The organism is Rhodospirillales bacterium (assembly GCA_023898785.1).
Classification (GTDB): Bacteria; Pseudomonadota; Alphaproteobacteria; order Micavibrionales; family Micavibrionaceae; genus TMED27.
Map to the genome: position 1 here is coordinate 402,025 of CP060239.1, position 21,408 is coordinate 423,432.

Sequence of the window (21,408 nt, forward strand, 5' to 3'; positions counted from 1 at the left end):
GTCAGAAGAGAAATTCAAGCGACTATTGTGAGCGCTATAAAAAGCCGAAGCACAGGCAGGCTATGCTTCGGCTCTGATTTTATGCGATTACTCTTTTAGTTGAAAGAGATATTCACACGGCGGTTTGCCGGTTCGCGGATATTGTCCGGTGTTTCAACCAATAGCTCTGTTTCGCCTTTGGCGTCGACCAAAATCAGGGCCGGGTCAACGCCACGTTGTACCAAGGCATCCTTAACATTGTTGGCGCGTTTGAATGCCAGACGTTGGTTATATTTCTGAGAGCCTGATGTATCAGTGTGTCCAACAACATTGATTGTTGCAGGCGGGTTTTTAGAGATTTCATTAGCGACGGCGTCGAGAACGTTAAGTGCTCCTGAGCCGAGATCCGATGAATCCCAGTTAAAGAAGACCAGATACATAGCGTTTTCGACTGCCATAGGGGCGTTAGGGTCAATGTCAAACGCACCTGTGTCGGCGGTTATCTCAGGGGCTGGAGCGGCGGGTGGCGGCTGAATCATGCCTTCGAGTCGACTGATATGTTTCAGGAATTCATCCTTGCAAGCCATTCCATCTGAATCTTGCCATGCTTCTTCCTGTCCTTCAATCCAGCAGTCGTATTTTGCCTGTGCTTTGGCGGCGATTTCGGGAGCAACTTCGCGTCCGCCAAGATCATATGCGACGATCAAACGCCCGCGCGCAGCGCTGAGTTCGCGGATATGTTCTTCGCTCAGGTTCCAGTCAACAACTGGTTCGGGCAAAACATTTTCGCCGGAGGCTGCCGCCAGACCTTTGCGCGCAAAGTGTAGTGCGTCAGGGTAGTCGAACATGTCTTTAAGTTCGCTGTTGGCGAATCGTCGATATTCTTCGGCAAGGGCCTGGGTGAACGGGCTGCCCACGGCTTGGGCGTCATTTAAGGCCTCTACTTCGCTGAAGCTTGTGAAGGCAGTGCAGGCGGACGTCGTTCCCCCCAGTGCCAGCAGGCCAGCGGTTAAAATCATATTGCGCAGCGTGTTCATTTATGTGCTCCTTAAACCAGTATTGAAAGCATGCTTTTTAATAATACTTATGCTTTTAAAGCCCTTATTCCGTATTGTAAAGCGTGTTTAGGGCTTTGGGATTGCTTTTCCAGAGGATTTTTTCTGGTGGGTTTTTTGGCGTGGGGAATAAAAACTTGACTCTTTGGTGTCAGACGATAAATAAAGTGGCAAAATTCCGGTGTGTCGATACATCTTTTGTAAAGATGTCTGCCCGGTTTTTCGATTTTCTTAAAAGAATCAAAACGTTAAATGCTTATAAATTAAGGAGTTTTTGAATGAGCCAATATCTGCGTGGTCAAAAAATTGCTGTGCTCGTTGCTAATGGGTTTTCTGAGAAGGACCTGACCTTGACGCAAAAGGAGATTTTAAATTTTGGTGTGCAGATTCGCATTGTGAGTATGGATGCAGGATTGGTGAGTAGCTGGAATGATGATGACGGGCAGGAAAGCTGGGGGCTGAATTTTGCTTCCGATCAGGTTTTGAGTCGGGCCTTGGCGGTTGATTTTGATGTGTTGCTGGTGCCTGGTGGTCAGCGCAGTCTTGACAAGCTTAAAATGACAGCGCATACGCGGCGATTTATTCGCGGCTTTGTTGAGGCGGGTAAGACGGTTATATTTTTCCATGATGCTTTGGAATTACTGGCTTTTGCTGAATGCGGCGGCGGCGTGCGTGTGAGTGGACCTGAGGGGGTGCGTGAGATGCTGGAGGTTCAGGGTGCGGTTTGGGTTGATGATGCATTGGTGCAAAGTGGCGCTGTGATGAGCGGGCGCTGTGATGAAGATACACGCGGAGACTTTACAGCAGCGGTGGCGCAGTTTTTAATGGAACAGGCTTCTGCCGGTGCGATGTCGCAGGCTGTGGCAGCTTAGGTAGCTCTTTGGTGGAGCGTTCGATTTTAAGGGGTTTAACTTGAAGGCTGAAACTGAAAGCATTGTAAGAGACATTGAAATGGCTCTGGCTTTGCTGAGGAGGCATCTTTGACTGGGATGTTTCTGTTTTGCGTCTCGATGAACTTAATGCTTTAAGTGAAAACCCGGATATTTGGAATGATGCTGACAAGGCTCAGAAAGTTATGCGCGAGCGTAATCGGCTGGATGATCAGATTTCCAATGTGCGGGCGTTGGAGCAATCTTTAAGTGATAATGTTGAATTGATCGCTCTTGGGGAAGAAGAGGGTGATGAGGCTGTTGTGGCTGAGGCTGAGCAGGCTTTGGAGGTGATGAAAGCGACGGTTGAACGCCGCCAGTTACAGAGCTTGCTTTCGGGTGAGGCTGACAGCAATGACGCGTATTTGCAGGTCAATGCCGGGGCCGGCGGGACAGAGGCGCAGGATTGGGCTAATATGATTCTGCGGATGTATACGCGTTGGGCAGAAGGGCGCGGATATAAGGTTTGTGTTTTGGAAATGAGTGATGGGGAAGAGGCCGGAATTAAGTCGGCTACTTTGAAAATTGAAGGCGATCAGGCTTACGGCTGGCTGAAGACAGAAACGGGGGTGCATCGTTTGGTGCGGATTTCACCGTTTGATTCGAATGCGCGGCGGCATACAAGTTTTGCCTCGGTTGCGGTCTCGCCGGTGATTGATGATGACATCGATATTGAGGTTGAGGAAAATGATTTACGTATCGATACGTATCGTAGCAGTGGAGCAGGTGGCCAACATGTTAACACTACGGATTCTGCGGTTCGTATTACGCATATACCGACAGGGATTGTCGCAGCGGTACAGAGTGAGCGCTCACAACACCAGAACCGTGCCAATGCAATGGCACTGCTTAAGGCCAAACTTTATGAAGCGGAGTTGCATAAGCGCGAAGAACAGGCCGCGGCAGAACATGGAGAAAAAACCGATATTGGGTGGGGGCATCAAATTCGCTCTTATGTTTTGCATCCGTATCAAATGATTAAGGATTTGCGCACGGGGGTTGAAACTTCACAATCTGCGGCCGTGTTGGATGGGGGGCTTGATCGGTTCTTGGAAGCGGCGTTGGCGCAAAAGCTTCATCGGAATGAAGAAAACTCATAGCTCTAAGCGATAAAAGCTGTTTGGTCGAGTTGGTGGGCTTGTTATATCGATGGTGTTACATTAGGCTGATTCGTAAATTTACAATTTTATAGGGATTTTCAATTATGCGTACTCAGGTTTGTGGAACAGTTCTTTTAATGGGGATGGTCATGAGTGGCGGGGCGCTGGCGAACCCGTTGACGGTTGATCCATATTCGTCAGAGCAGGTTGCGCAGTCTGTGATTCAGGCTGGATTTCAGTTTTTGCCACCGCTGCGTGATTCGGTTTCCATTTTGAATGATTCTCAGACGCTGAACTCTTCAAAACCGGAGGATTCCAGCGCACAGGAGCAATTTAAGCAACCTGTAGTCCAGAATGAGCCTAAACTCGAGCTTGTGGTGCCGGTGTATGATTCTGCTATAGCTCAGGTCCCTCAACCGGGTGACCCGTATTTTGACCCGCCAAGTCAGGACCGTTTGATGGTGGTAGTGGAGGACGAGCCTGCACAAGAGGTATTGGAGTTTGATGTGTCACGGGAGATTCCTGATGAGAGCGTTGCCAGGTCATCTGAGGTTCGGAGGGGGGCTCTTTCCGGCGATTTAAATAAAGGGAATGCTGTTGCAGAGGTTCAGGGTGAGCCTTATGAGCCTTTGGTGGTTCGCATGTCTGATCATATCGGTGGGGGAGTATCAGTTTCTGAAGATGAGCCTATTTTGCTTGTGCCTTCTTCGTTTAAAGATCCTCTGGTTGAAGAGGTGCTAGCGGCTGAAAATACGGTTTCTGCAAAAGAAGCGCCGGTTTTAGACGTTTTGCCACCGGTCTTTGAAAAACCTGAGGAGATTATTGTGTGGAACGGGGGTCGTGTGCCGGTTAATACTCCTATTCCGGTGGTGGATTTCGAGCCAGCGTCCGGTACGGAACAGGTTGATGTAGTTGAGGAGGGGCAATGGCGTGCGTTGGAAGGGCAGAATATCCGTCAGACGCTTGAGCAATGGTCGCAGGCTGCCGATGTGGCATTGATTTGGGATAATGCTAACGCTTTTGCGGTTTTGGAACCATTTGAGATTCGCGGTGATTATGAGCAGGCAGTTCAGATGCTTTTGGATCAATATATGCGTAGTGAGGTTCGTCCGGTTGCAACACTGCATTTGGATCAGGAAAGCCAGCAAAAGACGTTAGTTGTGCGGATTGTTGAGGGTGGGTAGCGAGATTTTACCCACAGGCCTAGCTTGCAGAATGTGAATAAGTTTTGACTCATATCCTTATGACCGTAAGCTGGAGTGGGGGTTTCGGTTTATGATTCTTTTGCTCGTGTTTTGGGAAGTGAGTTTTGTAATGTCCTGTCTTTATTTTGATTTTCATTGCATTTAAGGGAAAAGAGCGATGCGTATTCGATCTTTGGTTTCTTCAGTGGCTGTTTTAGGTGCGTTTTTGGCCAGTTCGGCGCTTGTTGGCGACGCTTTGGCGCAAAAGGGCTCCATAATGGCACCGTCTACAGGGTGGGCTGTTTCCAAGATTGGTGATGCTGGCGGTGCGTATTGTGCGTTAGCGCGGAAATATAATCAAGATACGGTTTTGACATTGGCACGTAATGAGTTTTCGGAGACCTCGTTTGCGCTGGATTTTCAACGGCCTATTTTGAATCAGCAAGCGGCGATGAAGGTTATTTTGGATCCAGGAGCTGGTCAGCAGCGTGCTTATGAAATTAAGCCGGTTTCAGATAAGGCGTTTGTTGTGCGTTTGGGGCGGGATTCTTCATTTTTTGATGCCCTTGCTCGGACAGGGTTGTTGCGCGTGGAAACGGATGGGCAGTCTTATCATTTTAATGTGGCCGATATAGATGAGGGACAGTTCAAGCTTGATGCGTGTGTTGTTAACATGGTGATGCCTGCGGCTGGTGAAGATGGATCGCTTATGCCTGATATGGATGCGGCTGTTGTGAATGCCGGGAAATCTTTCCGTCAGGAGATTAATGCGCTGCGGCGGCAGATTACGTCTTTAGAGGAGCAGAATGCGGCGTTGAAGGTGCAAATGAGCACTCGAAATGAAGGCGTAGAGGAGACGTCTTCTTCTGTTGTGCAGTTATCAGGGAAAATCCGTGAGTTAGAGGATGCGAATGCATTGTTGAAGCGGCAGCTTTCTGCAGCACAAACGGCACAAGCTGGTGAGAGTTTAGTGGAAAGTGATGTGCGAGCATTGGACGCAAAGATTGTTACGTTGGAAAACGAAAATGCTCGGTTGCAGGCCTTGTTACAGACAGGCGAGGTCGTTCAATCTTCTCATGATCTTGAGCGCATTACTGCTCTGGAAGCTGAAGTCCAGTCCTTGCAAACGCGTAATGGGAATTTGCAAGCAAGCCTTGATGCGCAGGGTGAAGGGAAAGAGTTGGTTGATGGGTTGCGTTCGCAAATTGAGGAACTGGAGAATGAGAATTCACAGCTTAGCACTAAAATTCTTGCGGCGCGCGAGGCTGTGCGTAGTGAGTTTAAACAACAGATTGCTGCGCTGAATAATGAGAATGCTGCTTTGAAAACATCTGCGGGAAGTAAGGTGGTGGACGCTGAGCTTTTGGAGCAGCTTCGACATCAGATTGCTCAGGTGCAAAATGAAAATCGTTTGTTGCAGGAAACGGCTGCGAAGGCGCAAGGGGATCTTGAAACGCAATTTCATGAAGAGCAGGAAAAAACGGTTGAAAAGGTGCGTAATGAACAAGCAGTTAGGATTGCAGCGCTAGAAAATGAAGTTGATGCGTTGAAGGCTGAAAGTGAGTCTAAGACGAAGGCGCTGACTGAAATTAGTGAGGGAACGGCTGCGCTTGCGACGCTGCGTGATGAGAATGCTGCTTTAAAAGAAAAGCTGGCTTTTCAAGAAGTGCAGCGTAGTCAAAGTGATGTGATGGTAACGCGCATTGAAAACCTTGAGGCTGAGAATGAGGATTTGCGTGCGCAGCTTGATGTGGCGCAGCAAAGTTTGTCTGCGGGATCGGATGCGGCGGAGGCGGACGCTAACGCTCATGTGGCGAGAATTGCAGATCTGGAGGCAGAGCGTGATGCTTTGAAAGCGTTGGCTGCTCAAGGTGAAAAGAAAGTTGCGCGGATCCCGACTTTGGAGGCTGAGGTTGCCCGCCTTGAAGGGGTAAATAGTGAATTGCAGACTCGGATTGCTGCGGGTAATGCGCAGGAGCAATTGCGGGGTGTGCTGGCTGAGAACGCAGAATTGCTTGAACAGATTCAGGGTAAAGATTTGCAGCTTTCGGAGTTGGGGCAGGTGCGTCAGGAGCTCAAAGATTCTGAGACAAAAATTGTTGAGTTGCAGGGCCAGGTTGAAAGTAATGATAAAGCCTCTATGAAAATTGAGGAGCTTGAAACACGGCAAGATGAAATGAAGGCTGCGTTGGCAGATCTTGTGAAACTTTCAGAGAAATATCGCGATAGTATCGTGCAACAAAAAGAGCATATTGAGGTTGCTGAGCGGGATGTTGCTGCATTGACGGCAGAGAAAACAGAGCTTGAGATTGCGTTAGCTGCTGCAGAGCAGAAGCTTGAAAATATGGAACCTCTTTTACGTGAGGTGCAATCTTTACCGGATGATACTGAAAAGAATGTTGTTCAGGAGAGTCTGATTGCGGAAGGGAAAGCTCAGCCCGTTCAGGCTGTGCCGGAGGAGGCTGGGGTAAGTTCTGGTCCTGTTGTCCAGAGTGTGCACATTGATGTGCCGGTTCCGGCACAAAAACCAGTTGTTAAGGCGACACAAAGAGCTGAAATTATTGGAGAGTTAGATGTTGTACCTGTTTCTGAGCCTAATGAAATACTTCAAAATGGCGGCGTTGCCTTGGCTTTAGAACAGGTTGAAACGGAAATGCGTATAACGGATCCGAATAATCAGGCGCGAATGCAGGTCTTGGTGCGGGAGTATGAGGCGCTTAAGGCTTTTGCTGAGAGGCAGGGTGTTGAAGTTATTCGTTCAGAAATCGCTATAGCGGAGGATAGTGGTGATAAGAATGTTTACTCAGATTTAGGTGATGTGAATGAAGCGCAGCGTCAGGAATATATGATGAAAATGCGCGCTGAGGGCGCGCATAATGAGACCGAGTGGCTGGTAAAGGATATGGACTCGCAGGTGGCGCTTGAGCCGGAGGATATTGTGATGAGCCAAAGTTCCGATCCGTTTGAGGATATGGAGGTTGATCATGCGAGTGAGATTGAGCTTGCTGCACAGGGCGTCGATCCTCATGTTGGGCTGGAATTTGCGCCTGGGCTATATGCAGGGGTGCGTTCGAGTGCGTTGTCTATTACTGATTTGATTACGCAAGCTAAAGTTTCTAGCATGGATAAGATTGAAAAAATTAATGAAGGGGCGGCGGATGCTGTGGCCTATCAGTGGAGCGATGATAGTATTTACGGTTCTGCTGAACAGAAAACGCTTTCTTCGTCTTCGCAGTTCGATGAGATGGTTCAGGCTTATCTTGAGCGTACGCAGAGCCGTTGTCCTGGTGAGTTTGCTGTCGTTCCCGATAATACGATTGGTGGTGATAATATGCGCGTCGATAGTTATGAAGTTGCATGTGTCGGGGCTGATGTTGATTCCGGGGCGTCATTGCTCTTCTTTAATCAAGGGGAGAGGTTTACCGTTGTTGCACATGAGGCACCGACAGAGGCGCTTGGCAAAGCTATGGGGATGCGCAATAAGGTGATGCGTTTTATTATCGGTTCATAATTTTTATGCGGTCCGTAGGACAGAACACCACGGGTTTACCCGTGGGTATCTATTGACAAACGGGCTCGCCAATTTTTTGGGAGCCCGTTTTTTTTCGCATGCACGAAACTGAGTTTCTAAATTATTTTTGCTTTTTTTGAGGATCTTGTTCCGTGTAATCCGCATTAAAAGGCATGAACATTTTCATGGTGTTTTCAAACATTTCCATGTTTTTGCGGCTCATTTCTTCAAAGTCGGCACTTCCGGGGATAGGCGGAAACATATTTTGTATCGGGTTTATGCCTTCAAATGATTTGTTGATTTGTTCGCGTACCTGTTCCTGGTTTTTAACAAAAGTATCGAGCGTTTGTTCGAGATAATTGGGCACGATTGACTGGATGTTGTCGCCGTAAAAGCCTATGAGGTTTTTGAGAAAGCCGGTGGGAAGAAGATTCTCGCCTTTGGATTCCTGTTCGACAATAATTTGTGTGAGTACGGAGCGGGTGATATCGGTGCCGCTCTTGGCATCATAGACGACGAAATCAATGCCGTCTTTAACCATTTCACATAAATCATCAAGCGTGACGTAGCTGCTGCGTCCTGTATCATATAGGCGGCGGTTAGCATATTTCTTAATTACAGTCGGGTTATCCTGCCCGTTCTTACCTTTGGCCATGTTGCACCTTCTTTGGTTAAAAGTTCATAATTTGCTGCAGTGGAATAGGGTATAATAAGCATATAATGTTTTTTTTGAAAAGAAAATTTTGCGTTGCATATAATTATTTTTATTTACATGTGGTGTGGCGCGCCATATCTTGGCGGTGATTTAAAGTGTTTTTTGTTCTGGAAATGGAGAGTGTAAATGAGTGAAGGTGTGGTGGTAATTGTTGCAGCAAAGCGTACGGCTATTGGTGCGTTTGGCGGCGCGTTGTCAGGTGTGTCTGCTGCAAGACTGGGGCAGGTTGTGATAGAGGCTGTCATCACAGATGCGGGGCTTAAGCCCGGTGATATTGATGAGGTTATATTAGGGCAGGTTTTGACGGCTGGGCTTGGGCAAAATCCGGCGCGGCAAGCTGCTATATACGCAGGTATTCCTGAGGAGAAAACCGCTTATACAATTAATCAGGTTTGTGGTTCGGGTTTGCGTAGTGTTGCGCTGGGAATGCAGTCAATTTTGTGCGGTGACGCGAATATTGTTATTGCTGGTGGTCAGGAAAATATGAGTGCTTCGCCACATTGCATACATATGCGTGATGGAGTCAAATTTGGAAATACAGAACTTAGTGACACGATGATTGTGGACGGGCTTTGGGACATCTATAATGATTACCATATGGGAATTACGGCAGAAAATATTGCGGAAAAATATTCCATTTCCCGTGAAGAGCAGGATACGTTTGCAGCGCAATCTCAACAGCGTGCGGAAGCCGCGATTGTTGCAGGTAAATTTAAAGATGAAATCGTGCCGGTGACGATTAAAAAGCGTAAAGAAGAGGTTGTGTTTGAACAAGATGAGTTTCCGCGTGCGGGTGTGACAGTAGAGGGGCTTAGCGGGCTTCGTCCGGCATTCAAGAAAGACGGGAGCGTGACGGCAGGAAATGCTTCGGGTATTAATGACGGAGCGGCAGTTGTTGTTTTGATGCGCCAAAGTGAGGCGGAAAAGCGAGGGCTTGTGCCATTGGCGAAGATTAAAAGCTGGGCTATGGCGGGAGTTGATCCGCAGGTGATGGGTACGGGGCCGATTCCAGCCAGTGCGAAGGCTTTGAAAAAAGCGGGGTGGTCTGTCGGTGATCTGGAATTGGTGGAATCAAATGAGGCCTTTGCGGCGCAGGCTTGCTGCGTTATGAAAGAAGCCGGTTTTGACCCTGAGATTACCAATGTGAATGGCGGGGCGATTGCTCTGGGGCATCCGATTGGCGCGTCGGGTGCGCGGGTGCTTACGAGCTTATTGCATGAAATGAAGCGGCGCGAGGCCGGGAAGGGGCTGGCAACGCTTTGTATTGGAGGCGGGATGGGGATTGCCATGTGCGTTGAAAAAGTTAGTCGTTAGTAGTTTTTAGAAGGAAGAAAAATGACAAATAAAGTTGCAATTGTTACGGGCGGAACGCGCGGGATTGGTCTGGAGATTTCGCGAACGCTGATGGCTGATGGGTACAAGGTTGCAGCCTTTTATGCGGGCAATGAACCTGCGGCCAAGGCCTTTGAAAAAGAAACAAAAGGCCGGGCGTTCAAGGTTGATGTGGCCGATCTTGGTAAATGCGAAAAAGCTGTGGCCAGGGTTGAGAAGGAACTGGGGCCGATCGGTGTTCTGGTCAATAACGCTGGCATTACGCGGGACGGAATGTTGCATAAAATGAGTGATGAGAACTGGCATGTGGTGATTGAGACAAACCTGACCTCCTGCTTTAATATGTGCCGGGCTGTGGTTGGCGGGATGCGCGATCGGGGCGCGGGACGGATCGTTAATATCAGTTCGATCAACGGGCAAAAGGGCCAACTGGGGCAGGCGAATTATTCAGCGGCCAAGGCCGGGATGCTTGGTTTTACCAAGGCATTGGCGTTGGAAAGTGCACGTAAAGGTATTACGGTGAATGCGATTTGTCCGGGCTATGTCAAGACGGAGATGACCGAGGCGATGGATTCTGCCGTTTTAGAAAGTATTGTGAAGCAGATACCGGTGGGGCGAATGGGGACGCCGAAGGAAATCGCGGCGATTGTGTCGTTTTTAGTGTCTGAGCGGGCTGCGTTTATTACCGGTGCAACACTTTCGGCTAATGGTGGTCAATATATGGTCTAGGTCATCAGGAACATGGCTTAGCCGCAAGTTCGTATCATATCCAGAACTTGCTGGGTTGTTTGCTTCGATAGTTCTCTCATTTCGTCTATAGTTTCTGCGCAGTCTTTTGATGTTAGTTTTATGTCTGAATCAGGCCCATCATCTGCATCAGGTTCGGTGTACATGTTCGTGTCGTCAAGTGCGTTGAGCGTGTTTGCGAGTTCGTTGTTTAGTCCCATTACGCCTGGAGCGGTTGCTGCTCTCAGAATTTCGGTGAGTTGTTCTGTTCTTTGCTTCATCTTTCTAGCTCTTAAATTGTTGTTTTCTTTAATTGTTTTTATCATGTGTCTTTGTAGCTGGCAAACTCATAGTTTGTTCGATTGGATTCCTCTTTCTTTACAGGTTTATGCTGGGTATAACGGATATATGAGTCGCGGATCTACAGTCATACTTGAACGCCGGTTTGTCCCTAAGGGAACCTTGATTATGGAAGAAGGGGAGCCTGGGAATTGCGCGTATCTTATTCAATCGGGCGTGGTTGAGGTTTATACCGAGAATGAAGGTCGGGAAGTTAGTCTGGCCAAACTAGATTTGGGGCAGATTTTCGGGGAAATGGCGCTGATCTTTGATGAGTTGCGCACGGCGTCTGTGCGGGCGCTTGAGGATTGTAATTTGATTGTTATTACGCGCCAGTCCTTTCAGGCGAAGTTGGGAAAAACGGATCCTACTATTGCGGCGATTGTGAAAATGCTTACTCAGCGTGTGATTTCAGCAAATAATACACTGGTTAACAAGAAGAGTGATGTTAAGGATTTAGTGGAGACGACGGAGATTATTTATGACAACATTCTCTCGTCTTTGCCGCGTGCTCGGCAGCGAACATTTCAGGCTTCTGTTTTGCCAAAGCTGGAAGAGTTTTTAAAGGCTGTCGATGTTTTTGAAGAGCGCTATTCCTAGCTCTTGTTTTCTTGTCATTTGCAGCATTTTTCCTATATAAAAGCATGAACCTTTAAACTTTTGTGTGGCTTGTTTATGCTCTCGCGTCAGGAGATTTCTTATGAAATGGTTATTCGCTGTTTTTTCGTTGTTCGTTATGCTGTTGATCGGTTTGGCGGTGGCACCGAGCTTTTTTGATTGGAATAAATACAAAGAGCCGATTTTGCAACAGGTGGCGGAGCTTACAGGGCATAATGTGCGTATTGAAGGTGATATTTCGCTGGCGCTGTTGCCTAGTCCGCGGGTGTTTTTGGCTGATGTGATGGTGCTTGATCCGTCGGATAAGGCGGGGGAAAAAGTGTTTGCAGCGTTTAAGCAGCTTGATGTGCGCGCCCAATTGATGCCGCTCTTCAATGGGCAGGTAGTCGTGCGTTCCGTGCGTCTGGAGGCTCCGCAGGTTTCGCTGTTTAAGGATGTGGATGGGCGGTTTAATTTTATGACGCCGAAGTTGGAAGCTATGGTGAACGCGAAAAAGGCGCTGAGCGCTGGCGAAAAGGTGTCTTCTGGGGCACAGAAATTTGCAGTTTCGTTTGAAGATATAAGCATTGAAAACGGTGTTTTTGAGTATCGCGAGGCTGGGAAAAAGGCAGAGCATAAGCTTCGGGGGGTGAATTTGGATGTGCAGGCAAGCTCTTTGCAAGGTCCGTTTAAGGCGGAAGGATCGCTCCTTTATAATGATCAGCCGATTGAATTTGAGGCTAAGAGCGGGAAAATTGATACGGTATTACAATCGACCAGTTTGAATGTAAAAGCGCGTTCTCGCGGCGTTGATGCGCGTTATGCGGGCGTGTTGAGCTTCGGTGGTATGCCGGAGGCGCAAGGCGAGATTTCTGTTCGCATTGAAGATTTAAAGGCGCTGAGTGGCAAGGAGGCATCGTCAACGGGAGTATCAGGCGCTTTGGCGGTTAGCGGTTTGTTGAGCGCGAATGCTGATAAGGCTTCACTTAAAAATGCTGAGTTAGAGGTTGCGGGAAAGCAGCTTAACGGGGCTGTTGATATTGCTATGAAGCCGCTGAGCATGAACGGGGCGTTTACCGGGCAAGATATTGTTGATCTTGACTCGATTTTCGGGCGCAAAAAAGCTTCAAATGGCGGGTCTTTTGATGCGGCTTCTTTGGCCGGAATGCTGCCGGGAACACTTGAGATTCAAGAGGTTGGCGATATTAAATTGTCTTTGCAGGTGCCGGGAGTGGTCCTGAACGGGCAAGTCTTAAAAAAGGTTCAATTTACTGTACAAAATACAGAGAAAAGTTTTGCTGGTCTCGTTGATGTGGGGGAAGTACCTGGTCAGGGGCGGATGCAGTTTTCCGGGGCCTTGAGTTTTGCGGATAAATCTAAGTCAGCCAAGACGGGTATGGTGATTTATTCCGGTCCGGTGGCAGCGTTTGAAATTAAAGGTGAGACACAAAACTTACCCATTACGGTGCAGGCTTTTACCGGGATGAATAATTTGCCGTTGGTGCGAGATTCCAAGCGCGGAGTGTTTGAATTTGCAGGGAAGGTGCGTCCGTCTGGCCTGTCGCTTGATAAAGGCATAATCAATATGGATGAGGCGGCGTTTTCACTTTCCGGTGCATTTGAGGGGCAAAAAGATACGCCGCGCTCTTTATTGAAAGCTAAGGTGGTTGCAGATAAACTGGATTTTGACACTCTGATGAACGGTTCAGGTGGGTCGGTGGCTGGGGATCCTTTAGCGCCGCTGAAAACGCTGGCGCTTCCCTTTGATGTTGATTTGGATCTGCGGATTCATGATACGACCATTCAGGGACATGCTATTAAAGGTTTTGGCGTAGAGGCGGCGCTGCGGCCTAGTGTTTTACGTATTGTCAAAGCGGGGGCGGATCAATTTGTCGGATCGGTTGTGAATGTGAACGGGACGATTGGCGATTTGAAAAATATGGCGGGGCTGGATATTCGCGTTTTGGTCGATACGCCTGATCCTTATAAGCTAGCCGGGGCATTTAAGGTTGATACGGCGGCGTGGCCGAAGGATCTGGGGCGAACGCAGGCGAGCCTTAAGGCCAGCGGGGATTTGAAGGCGTTAAATGTTGATGCGTCTATTAAGGCGCTCGGCGGTGAGGTTTTCGTGAAGGGGCGGGCTTCTCATCCGTTGACTCAACTTTCTGTTAGCGGTTTGGCGCTATTGGTAAAGCATCCGAATATGGATAAGGCGTTGCAAAGCTTTGCGCCAGGCGCGCCGCGTTATGCCTCTTTGAGCAAGCCTATGGATTTTGCAGCGGATGTGGCGATGGATGGCAAGGTGACATCTTTGAGCAATATCAAGGCTGACTTGGCTGGCACAACGATAACCGGAGCAATTCGACTGGATTCGAGCGGTACTAAGCCTGAGCTGAATGGAAGTCTGCGGCTTGGCGATCTGGTGTTGAAAAGTGGCAAGAGTGGTTCATCTGTGGGTCAATCTTCCGCCGTTTCCGGTTCAAAATCTGCTGAAAAATGGTCGAGCGCGCCTATGGATGCGGGCTGGTTGCATGCGATGAATGCGGATATCGATGTGGCGGCGAATTCTATACTTTATGAAACGTGGGATATGAAGAAACCGGCTTTGAAGCTTACACTTCAAAATGGTGTGATGAATATTGCTGATTTACAGGCAGGCTTGTATGACGGGCAGATTAGTGCAGCGGGCAGTGTTTCATCAACGGGACCGAAGGCACCGATGATTGTGAAGATGGCTAGTAAAATAGACAATATTAATATGGGGGCTTTGGCCAAGGCTCTTGTCGGCTCCGGGCGCATTCAGGCGAGAGGGGATGTGTCATTTGATTTTGATGTATCCGGCACCGGGGAATCGCAGGCGGCGCTTGTCGGATCTTTAAATGGGCGGGCCAATCTGGCCGGGAATAATGTGGTGATGAAGGGGTTTGATCTGGCCGGGTTGGCAGGTGCCTTGATGGAAAGCAACAAGCCGTTGCCGCGGGTGCAGCAGATTTTGAATGCGTCGACCAGCAGTGGAGAGACTGCGTTTGATACGGTGAAGGGCGTTTATGCGATTGAAGCGGGCCGCGTTAATATTACCGAGATGGTGATGGCGGGGTCTGAGGCAAAGATTGACTCGAAAGGGTCTGTGAATTTGCCGCGTTGGTGGATTGATACGATGCACACGGTAACGCTGGCCAATGCACCGGATGTGGACCCGTTTGATGTGGTGATTAAGGGATCTCTGGATAATCCTAGTAATACGTTTGGTAGCGGGTTGTTCGATACGTTTGTTCGTCAACGCTTGCAGCAAAAGGTAGTGGAAGAGTTGCCGGATTTACTGGGTAAGGATGTGACGGAGAAGTTGCAGAAGTTTGGTGTTTTGCCGCAGAAACGTGCTAAAACAGATGGAACACTGCCTCCTGTAACAGAAACTGAGCCGGCTTCTGGTGAGCAGCAGCCTTCTACGCAGAAGCAGCCGCAAGTGCAGCCTGTAGCGCCTGCGCCGCCGCCTAAGAGTGATGAAGAAAAAGCACAAGAAGCCATTCAGGGGTTGCTTAAGGGGTTGCTTCAGTAAGTTTTTGTTGCAGCATTTTGAGGATATAGAGGCGGATAGCACTGGAGAGATTATTCTCGCCGCGCTGCTCGTCGATTTCAGCGACGAGTTTATTGAGTGAGAGGTCCTGCGCGCTGGCTTCGGTTTTTAGTGCGTCCCAGAACTCGTCTTCCAGTGTGATGCTGGTTTGATGGCCAAGGATGTTGACGGAGTGTTTTTTCATTTTTACCACAGAGGCACGGAGTACACAGAGTTTTTTAAATAATAATATCCATATTGTCTGGCATTCTTACCATTATGCATTCAAATTCCGGTTTATCCGCAATGAATGTAATTTTATCTCCATTAGAAATGCTCACGACAAAGCTATTTTCGTTTATCTTTTGAATATCCTTAATATCTTGCCCAATGCACTTTAAAAGAACTTCTCTACTTTGTTGCTCTTCTGCATTACCAGTGAAGGTTTTTTCTTTTGTTACGTATTTGAGGTGTGCATATGTTTGTATCGTGTAGTTTCCACAGTGGATCTGAATATCGTATGGCCCGAAACCTACTAGATTAATTTCCCCACGGCATCCAGATAATAACTCGTTGAAGTCGTTAGGTATGTCATACATTTTTTTAATCTCTTGGTTTGATCATAGAGAGCGGGTCTACCCATTCGTCGAATTGCTCTTCTGTGAGCAGGCCGAGTTCTATGGCTGTTTGTTTGAGCGTTGTGCCGTCGGCGTGGGCTTTCTTGGCGATTTTGGCCGCGTTGTCATAGCCGATATGAGGGTTGAGCGCGGTGACAAGCATTAATGAGTTTTCCATCAACTCAGTGATGCGTTTTTCGTTTGCCTCAATGCCTTCGACGCAGCGCTTGGTAAAGCTTTTCGTACTGTCGGCGAGCAGGCGGATTGATTGCAGGACATTGTAGATGATGACGGGTTTGAAGACGTTGAGTTCGAAATGTCCGTTAGAGCCCGCTATCGATACAGTCGTATGATTGCCCATGACTTGTGCGCAGACCATGGTGAGGGCTTCACACTGGGTTGGGTTGACCTTTCCGGGCATGATAGAGGAGCCGGGCTCGTTGGCTGGCAGGGCAATTTCGCCGATCCCCGATCGCGGGCCGGAGCCGAGCAAGCGGATGTCGTTGGCGATTTTCATGAGCGATACGGCCAGCGTGTTGAGCGCGCCGGAGGTTTCTACCAGTGCGTCGTGGGCGGCCAAGGCTTCGAATTTATTTTCGGCGGTGACAAAGGGCAAGCCGGTGATTTCAGCGACTTGCGCGGCGAATTCTATGTCAAATCCGATGCGTGTGTTGATGCCGGTGCCGACAGCCGTTCCGCCCTGGGCGAGTTGATAAAGGCGCGGCAGGGTGTCTTTTACACGGGCGATACCATATTCGACCTGTTTGGCGTAGCCGGAGAATTCCTGGCCTAGCGTGAGCGGTGTGGCGTCCTGGAGGTGTGTGCGGCCGTTTTTGACGAGCGTGGCGAAGGCTTTGGATTTAGCCTCCAGCGCTTTGTGGAGTTGCTCCAAGGCGGGGAGCAGCGATGTGTGAATTTCCTCCACGGCGGCGATGTGCATTACTGTGGGGAAGGTATCGTTCGAGCTTTGGCCCATATTGCAGTGATCGTTCGGGTGAACGGGTTCTTTACCGCCGCGTGTGCCAGTGAGGATTTCGTTGGCGCGCCCGGAGATAACTTCGTTGGCGTTCATGTTGGATTGTGTGCCGGAGCCGGTTTGCCATATGGCGAGAGGGAACTGGTCGGCCAGTGTGCCATCAATGACTTCCTCCGCGGCTTTGATGATGGTTTTACCGAGGTCTTTGTCCATTGAGCCTTGCTTGATATTGGCCAAGGCGGCGGCTTTTTTCTGAATGCCCAGAGCACGGATGAGGGCGGAAGGCATTTTTTCGGTGCCGATGTCGAAATTCATCAAAGAACGAGCGGTTTGCGCGCCGTAATAGGCCTCGGCCGGGACTTGCATATCGCCGATAGAATCGCTTTCTGTGCGGGTATCTGTGAGGTTTTTCGCTGGCTTGCTCATGTTTTTAGTCCTTTAGAATTGTGATATGGCCCATTTTGCGGCCCGGCCTTATATCTTGCTTGCCGTAGTCATGAAGGCAAGCGTTTTCTTGTCTCTGGTATTTTTCAATAAGGTTTATGTCGTCGCCAATGAGATTATGCATTTCGCAAGGTGAATGGCGGTGAGGCTCTATGACGGGCAGGCCGCATACGGCGCGGACGTGGTTTTCGAATTGTGAGTGGGCGCAGGCGTCAATCGTCCAATGGCCGGAATTGTGGGTGCGCGGGGCGATTTCATTGGCGAGCAGGCGGTTATCTTTGGTAACAAAAAGCTCCAACGTCAGGACTCCGCGCAGGTTTACGTCTTTCGCCAGTTTTTCGGCGAGCGAAACAGCTTCGCTCAGGACATTTTTATCGAGCGGGGCGGGTACGGTGGTTTTGGAGAGGATATGGTTTTTGTGTTCGTTGAGACCGGGATCATAATGGATGGTTTTTCCGGTGGCATCGCGGGCGACGATGACGGAAATTTCACAATCGAAATCGATAATCTCTTCCATGATTAAAGGTGCGCCATTAAATTGAGTCCATAACGTATCGATATTGGAATCGCTTGTATAGCGCGCTTGACCCTTGCCATCATATCCGAAACGTGTCGTTTTTAATATGCAGGAGTCCGCATTCCATTTTTCAAGCGTATCGAGCATATCTTGAGGTTTATCCACAGGGGCATACCGACCGGTCGGTATTTTTATGCTGCCCAGGAAGTTTTTTTCGCTGCGACGGTCTTGAGAAACTTCCAGTAGCTTTTCATTCGGATAAACGGGCTTAAGTTTTTGCAGGAAATGGATTGTTTCTATTGGAATATTTTCGAATTCATAAGAAATTACATCAACAATTTTGGAAAACTCTTTTAGGGCGCGCTCGTCAGTATAATCGGCAATAATCGTCTTCGCGGCGACGAGAGAGGCCGGAGAATTTTTCTCAGAAGTGAAGATGACAACGGAAATGCCAAGATTGGCTGCAGCCAGCGCGCTCATTCGCCCGAGCTGTCCGCCGCCGAGTATGCCGAGTGTGATTTTATTCATGGACGAGGTTATATCAATCTGAGGGTGTTTGTGCAACGTCAGCTGTTTGTTTTGCGCGGAAATCATCCAGAGCTTTGGCGATGGTTTTATCGGCTGTGGCCAGAATGGCGGCGGCAAGCAGGCCTGCGTTTTTGGCACCGGCTTTGCCGATGGCAAGCGTACCGACAGGGATGCCGCCGGGCATTTGCGCGATGGAAAGCAGGGAGTCCATGCCTTTGAGGGCCTTGCTTTCAACTGGAACGCCCAAAACGGGCAGCGGGGTCATGGATGCGGTCATGCCGGGCAGGTGCGCCGCGCCGCCTGCGCCTGCGATAATCACCTTCAGTCCACGATTCTTAGCGGTTTCGGCGTAATTATACAGGCGCTCCGGTGTGCGATGCGCCGAAACAATTTTGACTTCGTGCGGGATGTTTAATTCGTGCAGGATGTCATGGGCCTCCCCCATGGTGTCCCAATCGCTCTGGGAGCCCATGATGATGCCAACTTGAGGGTCTTTATCCGTATGAGTCATGAGCACTTTATAAATGTTTTGAGGGGATTAAGCAATAATGTCGTCGATCAGGTCGCTTTCAATCTTTTTGATCATGTCTTTGAGCCACAGCTTTTTCTTTTTGAGCTGTTGTATATGTAGTAAATTGACAGGCTTATCACTCGCCATCGCGATCTCGATCATGTGATCAAGCGCTTTGTGCTCGCTCTGGTATTCCGCCAGTTTCGCTTGAAGTTCTTCTTGATCTTCCATATCAGAAAAGTCGTACAAAAATTGATCCTTTAAAGGCTTAAGCCTAACACATAAAATGTTGTTTGATAATAGAAAATGCGTATCATGGATATAGAATTTAACAGGGTATTCATTCTTCGCCTTGTAAACTCTTCTTTTAATTCTCTTAAGGTGGATAACTATGTCAAAAACAATTGGGATTCTGACCAGTGGCGGTGATTGTGCCGGGTTAAACGCGGTTATGCGGGCGGTGGTGCATCGGGCCGATTTGCTCGGTTGGAGCGTTATCGGCATTGAAAATGGTACGGCAGGGTTGTTGGAAACTCCTTATCGTGTACGGAAATTGCATCCAACTGATTTTGACGGGTTTGTTATGCGCCGAGGAGGAACGATTTTGGGGACGACGAATAGCCGCGATCCTTTTCGTTATAAGGTGGATGATGGAACGGTTAAGGATCGCTCGGAGGAAGTGATTGCCGCGCTTAAGGATCTGGATATTGAGGCGTTGATCGGGATTGGCGGTGACGGGAGTTTTGATATTCTTAGCCGTTTGACCAAGAAGGGCGGTCTTAACATGGTGGGAATCCCGAAGACGATTGATAATGATCTGGCGATGACGGATGTTTCTGTCGGATTTGATACGGCTTTGGAAGTTGCGACAGAGGCTTTGGACCGTTTGCAGCCAACGGCGGCCAGTCATGACCGGGTGATGATTTTGGAAGTGATGGGGCGCGATGCGGGGCATATTGCGTTGAATGCGGGCATTGCCGGCGGGGCGGACGTGATTTTGATTCCTGAAATCCCTTATACGCTGGAAGGGATTGCGAAGAAAATACAACGCGTTAAAGAAAGCGGGCGGAATTTTGCGCTTGTGATTGTGTCGGAAGCTGTGAAAGGGCCTGAGGGTGAAAAGCGCGAGGTTGTTTATCATGGCGGTGAAACGCGTTATGGCGGAATTGGTGAATATTTAGGGCCAAGAATTGCCGAAGCAACCGGGTTTGAAACGCGCGTGACTGTTCTGGGGCATGTTCAGCGCGGCGGGAATCCTACCCATAATGATCGTTTACTGGCGCAAGGGCTGGGGGTTAAAGCCGTCGATCTTATCGCGGAAGGGACATATGGCAAGATGGTCGCGTGGCGTGGCCGGGAGGCTGTGGCCGTGCCGATTGAAGATGCGATTAAAAAGTGCCGCGTGGTGGAGTCTGATGGCTTTTTGGTTCATACAGCCCGCAGCCTCGGGATTTCATTCGGGGATTAGAAAAGCGGGATTGAAGCAGGTCAGCGTTTCAGGCTAAGCTGATGGGAACAAGATTAAGGAATTTGAATGCTATATGTAGAACAATCGCTGGGGCCGAATGAAGAGCTGGTTCATGTCGGGAAATTTCACTGGATGTACACGGTGCATGCCTTCATGGCGATTATCTGGGGGATTATCATCAGCCTGATGATCGTGGTTGGCGGTGTGATCGTTTACAAACAAATGGGCATCTTTCCTGCTAATTTGCCGATTATGGAAGGTTTGCAAAATTTAGATCTTTTGCATCCAGGTCTTAGAATTGCGGCCTTTATTGCCTTCGTCCTTGGTCTGCTTAGCTTTGCGCAGATGATGGTGGTGAAGGCGACGACTGAAATTGCGATTACCAATACGCGGTTGGTGTATAAGCGCGGGCTGGTTGCGCGGCAGGTCGGTGAGATGAGTATTGACCGGATTGAAGGGGTGAATGTTTTGCAGACTATTTTGGGACGGATTTTCAATTATGGCCGTCTGGCGGTGCGTGGGATGGGGATTGGCGAGGTGGTTTTGCCGCCGATTGAGGATCCGATTGCGTTTCGCCAGGCGATTGAAAGAGCGCGCACAATCTAGTTTTTCTTTACTCTTCATGGATAAACGACCTGCAAACATCATGTTTCTACCCGCAGGACACAAGTGCGCTTCCGGTTCGCATGTACTTGATGTACACTTACGCTTCCGGTTTTCGAAACATAAGGTTTTCGATCCGTTTCTCTGCGAAGAGTAAAGAAAAACAAAGGGGAAAAGCATCATGAGTGAAGAAGCGGTTAAAAAGAGTGGAGGGTTGTTTAAGAAGGGTAATCCACAAGATTTACTGGTTAAAGGCGAAAAAATTATAAAGCAGGCTGAGATCAGTAATATTGGTATTTATTGGAAATCGGTTGCTGTGTTTGTTTTGGCTGTGCTTGTCGGCTTGTTGGCCATTGAGCTTGGGGTTTTGCTGGTGGTGACGGCTATCATTATGTTTATTTATGCCTCAATTAAAAAAGAAATTTTAATGCTGGTATTGACGAACAAGCGGATGTTTTTTCGTTATGGCATTTTGCAGGTCGATGTTGTGGATATACGCTTTTCCAAGATTGAAAGCGTGGAATTAGAGCGCATGCCGCCGGGCTATCTTATGGGCTATTCCAATGTTGTGATTATGGGGACGGGGCAGCGCTATGTTGTAATTCCCTATGTTGCGAACGGGCCGGAGCTGCGTCATGCCTATAATCATTTGACCTTAAGCGAGGATGAATTGGAAGAAGATGCCTAAAAAGGTTTATTTCCGCTCTTCCATTCTTTTGCGCTT

At 48.8% G+C, this 21,408-nt stretch carries 20 protein-coding genes; 11 read left to right on the forward strand and 9 right to left on the reverse strand.

Annotation, left to right across the window (positions count from 1 at the left end; translation table 11 throughout):
• Positions 1 to 95: 95 nt before the first annotated feature.
• Complete coding sequence (locus H6859_02125) at positions 96 to 1,016, reverse strand: OmpA family protein (protein ID USO06024.1); 921 nt, start codon at positions 1,014 to 1,016, stop codon at positions 96 to 98.
• Between the two features lie 296 nt (positions 1,017 to 1,312).
• On the opposite strand from H6859_02125, the gene H6859_02130 reads away from it, so the two are divergent.
• The 4 genes from H6859_02130 to H6859_02145 all read left to right on the forward strand — a co-directional run bounded on the left by H6859_02130 (position 1,313) and on the right by H6859_02145 (position 7,758).
• Positions 1,313 to 1,906, forward strand: coding sequence for a DJ-1/PfpI family protein (locus tag H6859_02130; protein USO06025.1), 594 nt, complete (start codon positions 1,313 to 1,315; stop codon positions 1,904 to 1,906).
• 40 nt (positions 1,907 to 1,946) lie between these two features.
• A protein-coding gene (gene prfB, locus H6859_02135) for a peptide chain release factor 2 (GenBank protein ID USO06026.1) occupies positions 1,947 to 3,063 on the forward strand; the annotation gives its coding sequence in 2 pieces (ribosomal slippage) (positions 1,947 to 2,015 and positions 2,017 to 3,063; 1,116 coding nt in all).
• A gap of 104 nt (positions 3,064 to 3,167) precedes the next feature.
• Complete coding sequence (locus tag H6859_02140; GenBank protein ID USO06027.1) at positions 3,168 to 4,247, forward strand: TcpQ domain-containing protein; 1,080 nt, start codon at positions 3,168 to 3,170, stop codon at positions 4,245 to 4,247.
• Between the two features lie 178 nt (positions 4,248 to 4,425).
• Positions 4,426 to 7,758, forward strand: coding sequence for a hypothetical protein (locus H6859_02145; protein USO06028.1), 3,333 nt, complete (start codon positions 4,426 to 4,428; stop codon positions 7,756 to 7,758).
• Positions 7,759 to 7,879: 121 nt separating this feature from the next.
• Here H6859_02145 and phaR read toward each other — a convergent pair whose 3' ends face one another.
• A complete protein-coding gene (gene phaR / locus H6859_02150; protein USO06029.1) occupies positions 7,880 to 8,413 on the reverse strand; it encodes a polyhydroxyalkanoate synthesis repressor PhaR in 534 nt (177 codons plus the stop codon).
• Positions 8,414 to 8,599: 186 nt separating this feature from the next.
• Here phaR and H6859_02155 point away from each other — a divergent pair, with 186 nt between their 5' ends.
• A complete protein-coding gene (locus tag H6859_02155; protein ID USO06030.1) occupies positions 8,600 to 9,787 on the forward strand; it encodes an acetyl-CoA C-acetyltransferase in 1,188 nt (395 codons plus the stop codon).
• Between the two features lie 21 nt (positions 9,788 to 9,808).
• Positions 9,809 to 10,534, forward strand: coding sequence for an acetoacetyl-CoA reductase (gene phbB / locus H6859_02160; protein ID USO06031.1), 726 nt, complete (start codon positions 9,809 to 9,811; stop codon positions 10,532 to 10,534).
• A gap of 17 nt (positions 10,535 to 10,551) precedes the next feature.
• Here the strand turns inward: phbB and H6859_02165 are convergent, their stop codons facing one another.
• On the reverse strand, positions 10,552 to 10,812 hold the full coding sequence (locus H6859_02165) for a hypothetical protein (GenBank protein USO06032.1): 261 nt from the start codon (positions 10,810 to 10,812) through the stop codon (positions 10,552 to 10,554).
• Between the two features lie 127 nt (positions 10,813 to 10,939).
• On the opposite strand from H6859_02165, the gene H6859_02170 reads away from it, so the two are divergent.
• The gene (locus tag H6859_02170) at positions 10,940 to 11,470 is read left to right on the forward strand and encodes a cyclic nucleotide-binding domain-containing protein (GenBank protein USO06033.1); all 531 of its coding nucleotides are present in this window, start codon (positions 10,940 to 10,942) and stop codon (positions 11,468 to 11,470) included.
• Positions 11,471 to 11,570: 100 nt separating this feature from the next.
• Positions 11,571 to 15,023, forward strand: a complete 3,453-nt coding sequence (locus H6859_02175; protein ID USO06034.1) for an AsmA family protein — start codon at positions 11,571 to 11,573, stop codon at positions 15,021 to 15,023.
• Here the strand turns inward: H6859_02175 and H6859_02180 are convergent.
• From H6859_02180 to H6859_02205, 6 genes are read right to left on the reverse strand one after another with little or no spacing between them, the layout of a single operon-like run.
• Entirely contained in the window at positions 15,004 to 15,225 is a 222-nt protein-coding gene (locus tag H6859_02180) for a ribbon-helix-helix domain-containing protein (protein USO06035.1), read from the reverse strand. The genes H6859_02175 and H6859_02180 overlap by 20 nt on opposite strands.
• 34 nt (positions 15,226 to 15,259) lie before the next feature.
• The gene (locus H6859_02185) at positions 15,260 to 15,619 is read right to left on the reverse strand and encodes a hypothetical protein (GenBank protein USO06036.1); all 360 of its coding nucleotides are present in this window, start codon (positions 15,617 to 15,619) and stop codon (positions 15,260 to 15,262) included.
• A gap of 4 nt (positions 15,620 to 15,623) precedes the next feature.
• Entirely contained in the window at positions 15,624 to 17,039 is a 1,416-nt protein-coding gene (gene fumC, locus H6859_02190; protein ID USO06037.1) for a class II fumarate hydratase, read from the reverse strand.
• A 4-nt stretch (positions 17,040 to 17,043) separates the two neighbouring features.
• Positions 17,044 to 18,102, reverse strand: coding sequence for a 5-(carboxyamino)imidazole ribonucleotide synthase (locus tag H6859_02195; GenBank protein ID USO06038.1), 1,059 nt, complete (start codon positions 18,100 to 18,102; stop codon positions 17,044 to 17,046).
• 13 nt (positions 18,103 to 18,115) lie between these two features.
• Positions 18,116 to 18,613 (reverse strand): 5-(carboxyamino)imidazole ribonucleotide mutase, encoded by a 498-nt coding sequence (gene purE, locus H6859_02200; protein USO06039.1) that lies wholly within the window; start codon positions 18,611 to 18,613, stop codon positions 18,116 to 18,118.
• A gap of 27 nt (positions 18,614 to 18,640) precedes the next feature.
• The gene (locus H6859_02205) at positions 18,641 to 18,844 is read right to left on the reverse strand and encodes a DUF465 domain-containing protein (protein ID USO06661.1); all 204 of its coding nucleotides are present in this window, start codon (positions 18,842 to 18,844) and stop codon (positions 18,641 to 18,643) included.
• Positions 18,845 to 18,998: 154 nt separating this feature from the next.
• On the opposite strand from H6859_02205, the gene H6859_02210 reads away from it, so the two are divergent.
• From H6859_02210 to H6859_02220, 3 genes are all read left to right on the forward strand, one after another.
• Positions 18,999 to 20,081, forward strand: coding sequence for an ATP-dependent 6-phosphofructokinase (locus H6859_02210; protein USO06662.1), 1,083 nt, complete (start codon positions 18,999 to 19,001; stop codon positions 20,079 to 20,081).
• A gap of 66 nt (positions 20,082 to 20,147) precedes the next feature.
• Positions 20,148 to 20,687 carry a PH domain-containing protein gene (locus tag H6859_02215; protein USO06040.1) on the forward strand — a complete coding sequence of 180 codons (540 nt, stop codon included), beginning with the start codon at positions 20,148 to 20,150 and terminating at the stop codon, positions 20,685 to 20,687.
• Positions 20,688 to 20,865: 178 nt separating this feature from the next.
• A complete protein-coding gene (locus H6859_02220; GenBank protein USO06041.1) occupies positions 20,866 to 21,372 on the forward strand; it encodes a PH domain-containing protein in 507 nt (168 codons plus the stop codon).
• Positions 21,373 to 21,408 lie beyond the last annotated feature (36 nt).

What these genes read in the sequence shown, in the direction of transcription:
- H6859_02220 (USO06041.1), top strand. Translation starts at nt 20,866, where the DNA reads ATGAGTGAAGAAGCGGTTAAAAAGAGTGGAGGGTTGTTTAAGAAGGGT.
- fumC (USO06037.1), bottom strand. Translation starts at nt 17,039, where the DNA reads ATGAGCAAGCCAGCGAAAAACCTCACAGATACCCGCACAGAAAGCGAT.
- purE (USO06039.1), bottom strand. Translation starts at nt 18,613, where the DNA reads ATGACTCATACGGATAAAGACCCTCAAGTTGGCATCATCATGGGCTCC.
- H6859_02185 (USO06036.1), bottom strand. Translation starts at nt 15,619, where the DNA reads ATGTATGACATACCTAACGACTTCAACGAGTTATTATCTGGATGCCGT.
- phaR (USO06029.1), bottom strand. Translation starts at nt 8,413, where the DNA reads ATGGCCAAAGGTAAGAACGGGCAGGATAACCCGACTGTAATTAAGAAA.
- H6859_02195 (USO06038.1), bottom strand. Translation starts at nt 18,102, where the DNA reads ATGAATAAAATCACACTCGGCATACTCGGCGGCGGACAGCTCGGGCGA.
- H6859_02125 (USO06024.1), bottom strand. Translation starts at nt 1,016, where the DNA reads ATGAACACGCTGCGCAATATGATTTTAACCGCTGGCCTGCTGGCACTG.
- H6859_02155 (USO06030.1), top strand. Translation starts at nt 8,600, where the DNA reads ATGAGTGAAGGTGTGGTGGTAATTGTTGCAGCAAAGCGTACGGCTATT.
- H6859_02170 (USO06033.1), top strand. Translation starts at nt 10,940, where the DNA reads ATGAGTCGCGGATCTACAGTCATACTTGAACGCCGGTTTGTCCCTAAG.
- H6859_02165 (USO06032.1), bottom strand. Translation starts at nt 10,812, where the DNA reads ATGAAGCAAAGAACAGAACAACTCACCGAAATTCTGAGAGCAGCAACC.
- H6859_02130 (USO06025.1), top strand. Translation starts at nt 1,313, where the DNA reads ATGAGCCAATATCTGCGTGGTCAAAAAATTGCTGTGCTCGTTGCTAAT.
- phbB (USO06031.1), top strand. Translation starts at nt 9,809, where the DNA reads ATGACAAATAAAGTTGCAATTGTTACGGGCGGAACGCGCGGGATTGGT.
- H6859_02205 (USO06661.1), bottom strand. Translation starts at nt 18,844, where the DNA reads ATGGAAGATCAAGAAGAACTTCAAGCGAAACTGGCGGAATACCAGAGC.
- H6859_02140 (USO06027.1), top strand. Translation starts at nt 3,168, where the DNA reads ATGCGTACTCAGGTTTGTGGAACAGTTCTTTTAATGGGGATGGTCATG.
- H6859_02145 (USO06028.1), top strand. Translation starts at nt 4,426, where the DNA reads ATGCGTATTCGATCTTTGGTTTCTTCAGTGGCTGTTTTAGGTGCGTTT.
- H6859_02175 (USO06034.1), top strand. Translation starts at nt 11,571, where the DNA reads ATGAAATGGTTATTCGCTGTTTTTTCGTTGTTCGTTATGCTGTTGATC.
- H6859_02180 (USO06035.1), bottom strand. Translation starts at nt 15,225, where the DNA reads ATGAAAAAACACTCCGTCAACATCCTTGGCCATCAAACCAGCATCACA.
- H6859_02215 (USO06040.1), top strand. Translation starts at nt 20,148, where the DNA reads ATGCTATATGTAGAACAATCGCTGGGGCCGAATGAAGAGCTGGTTCAT.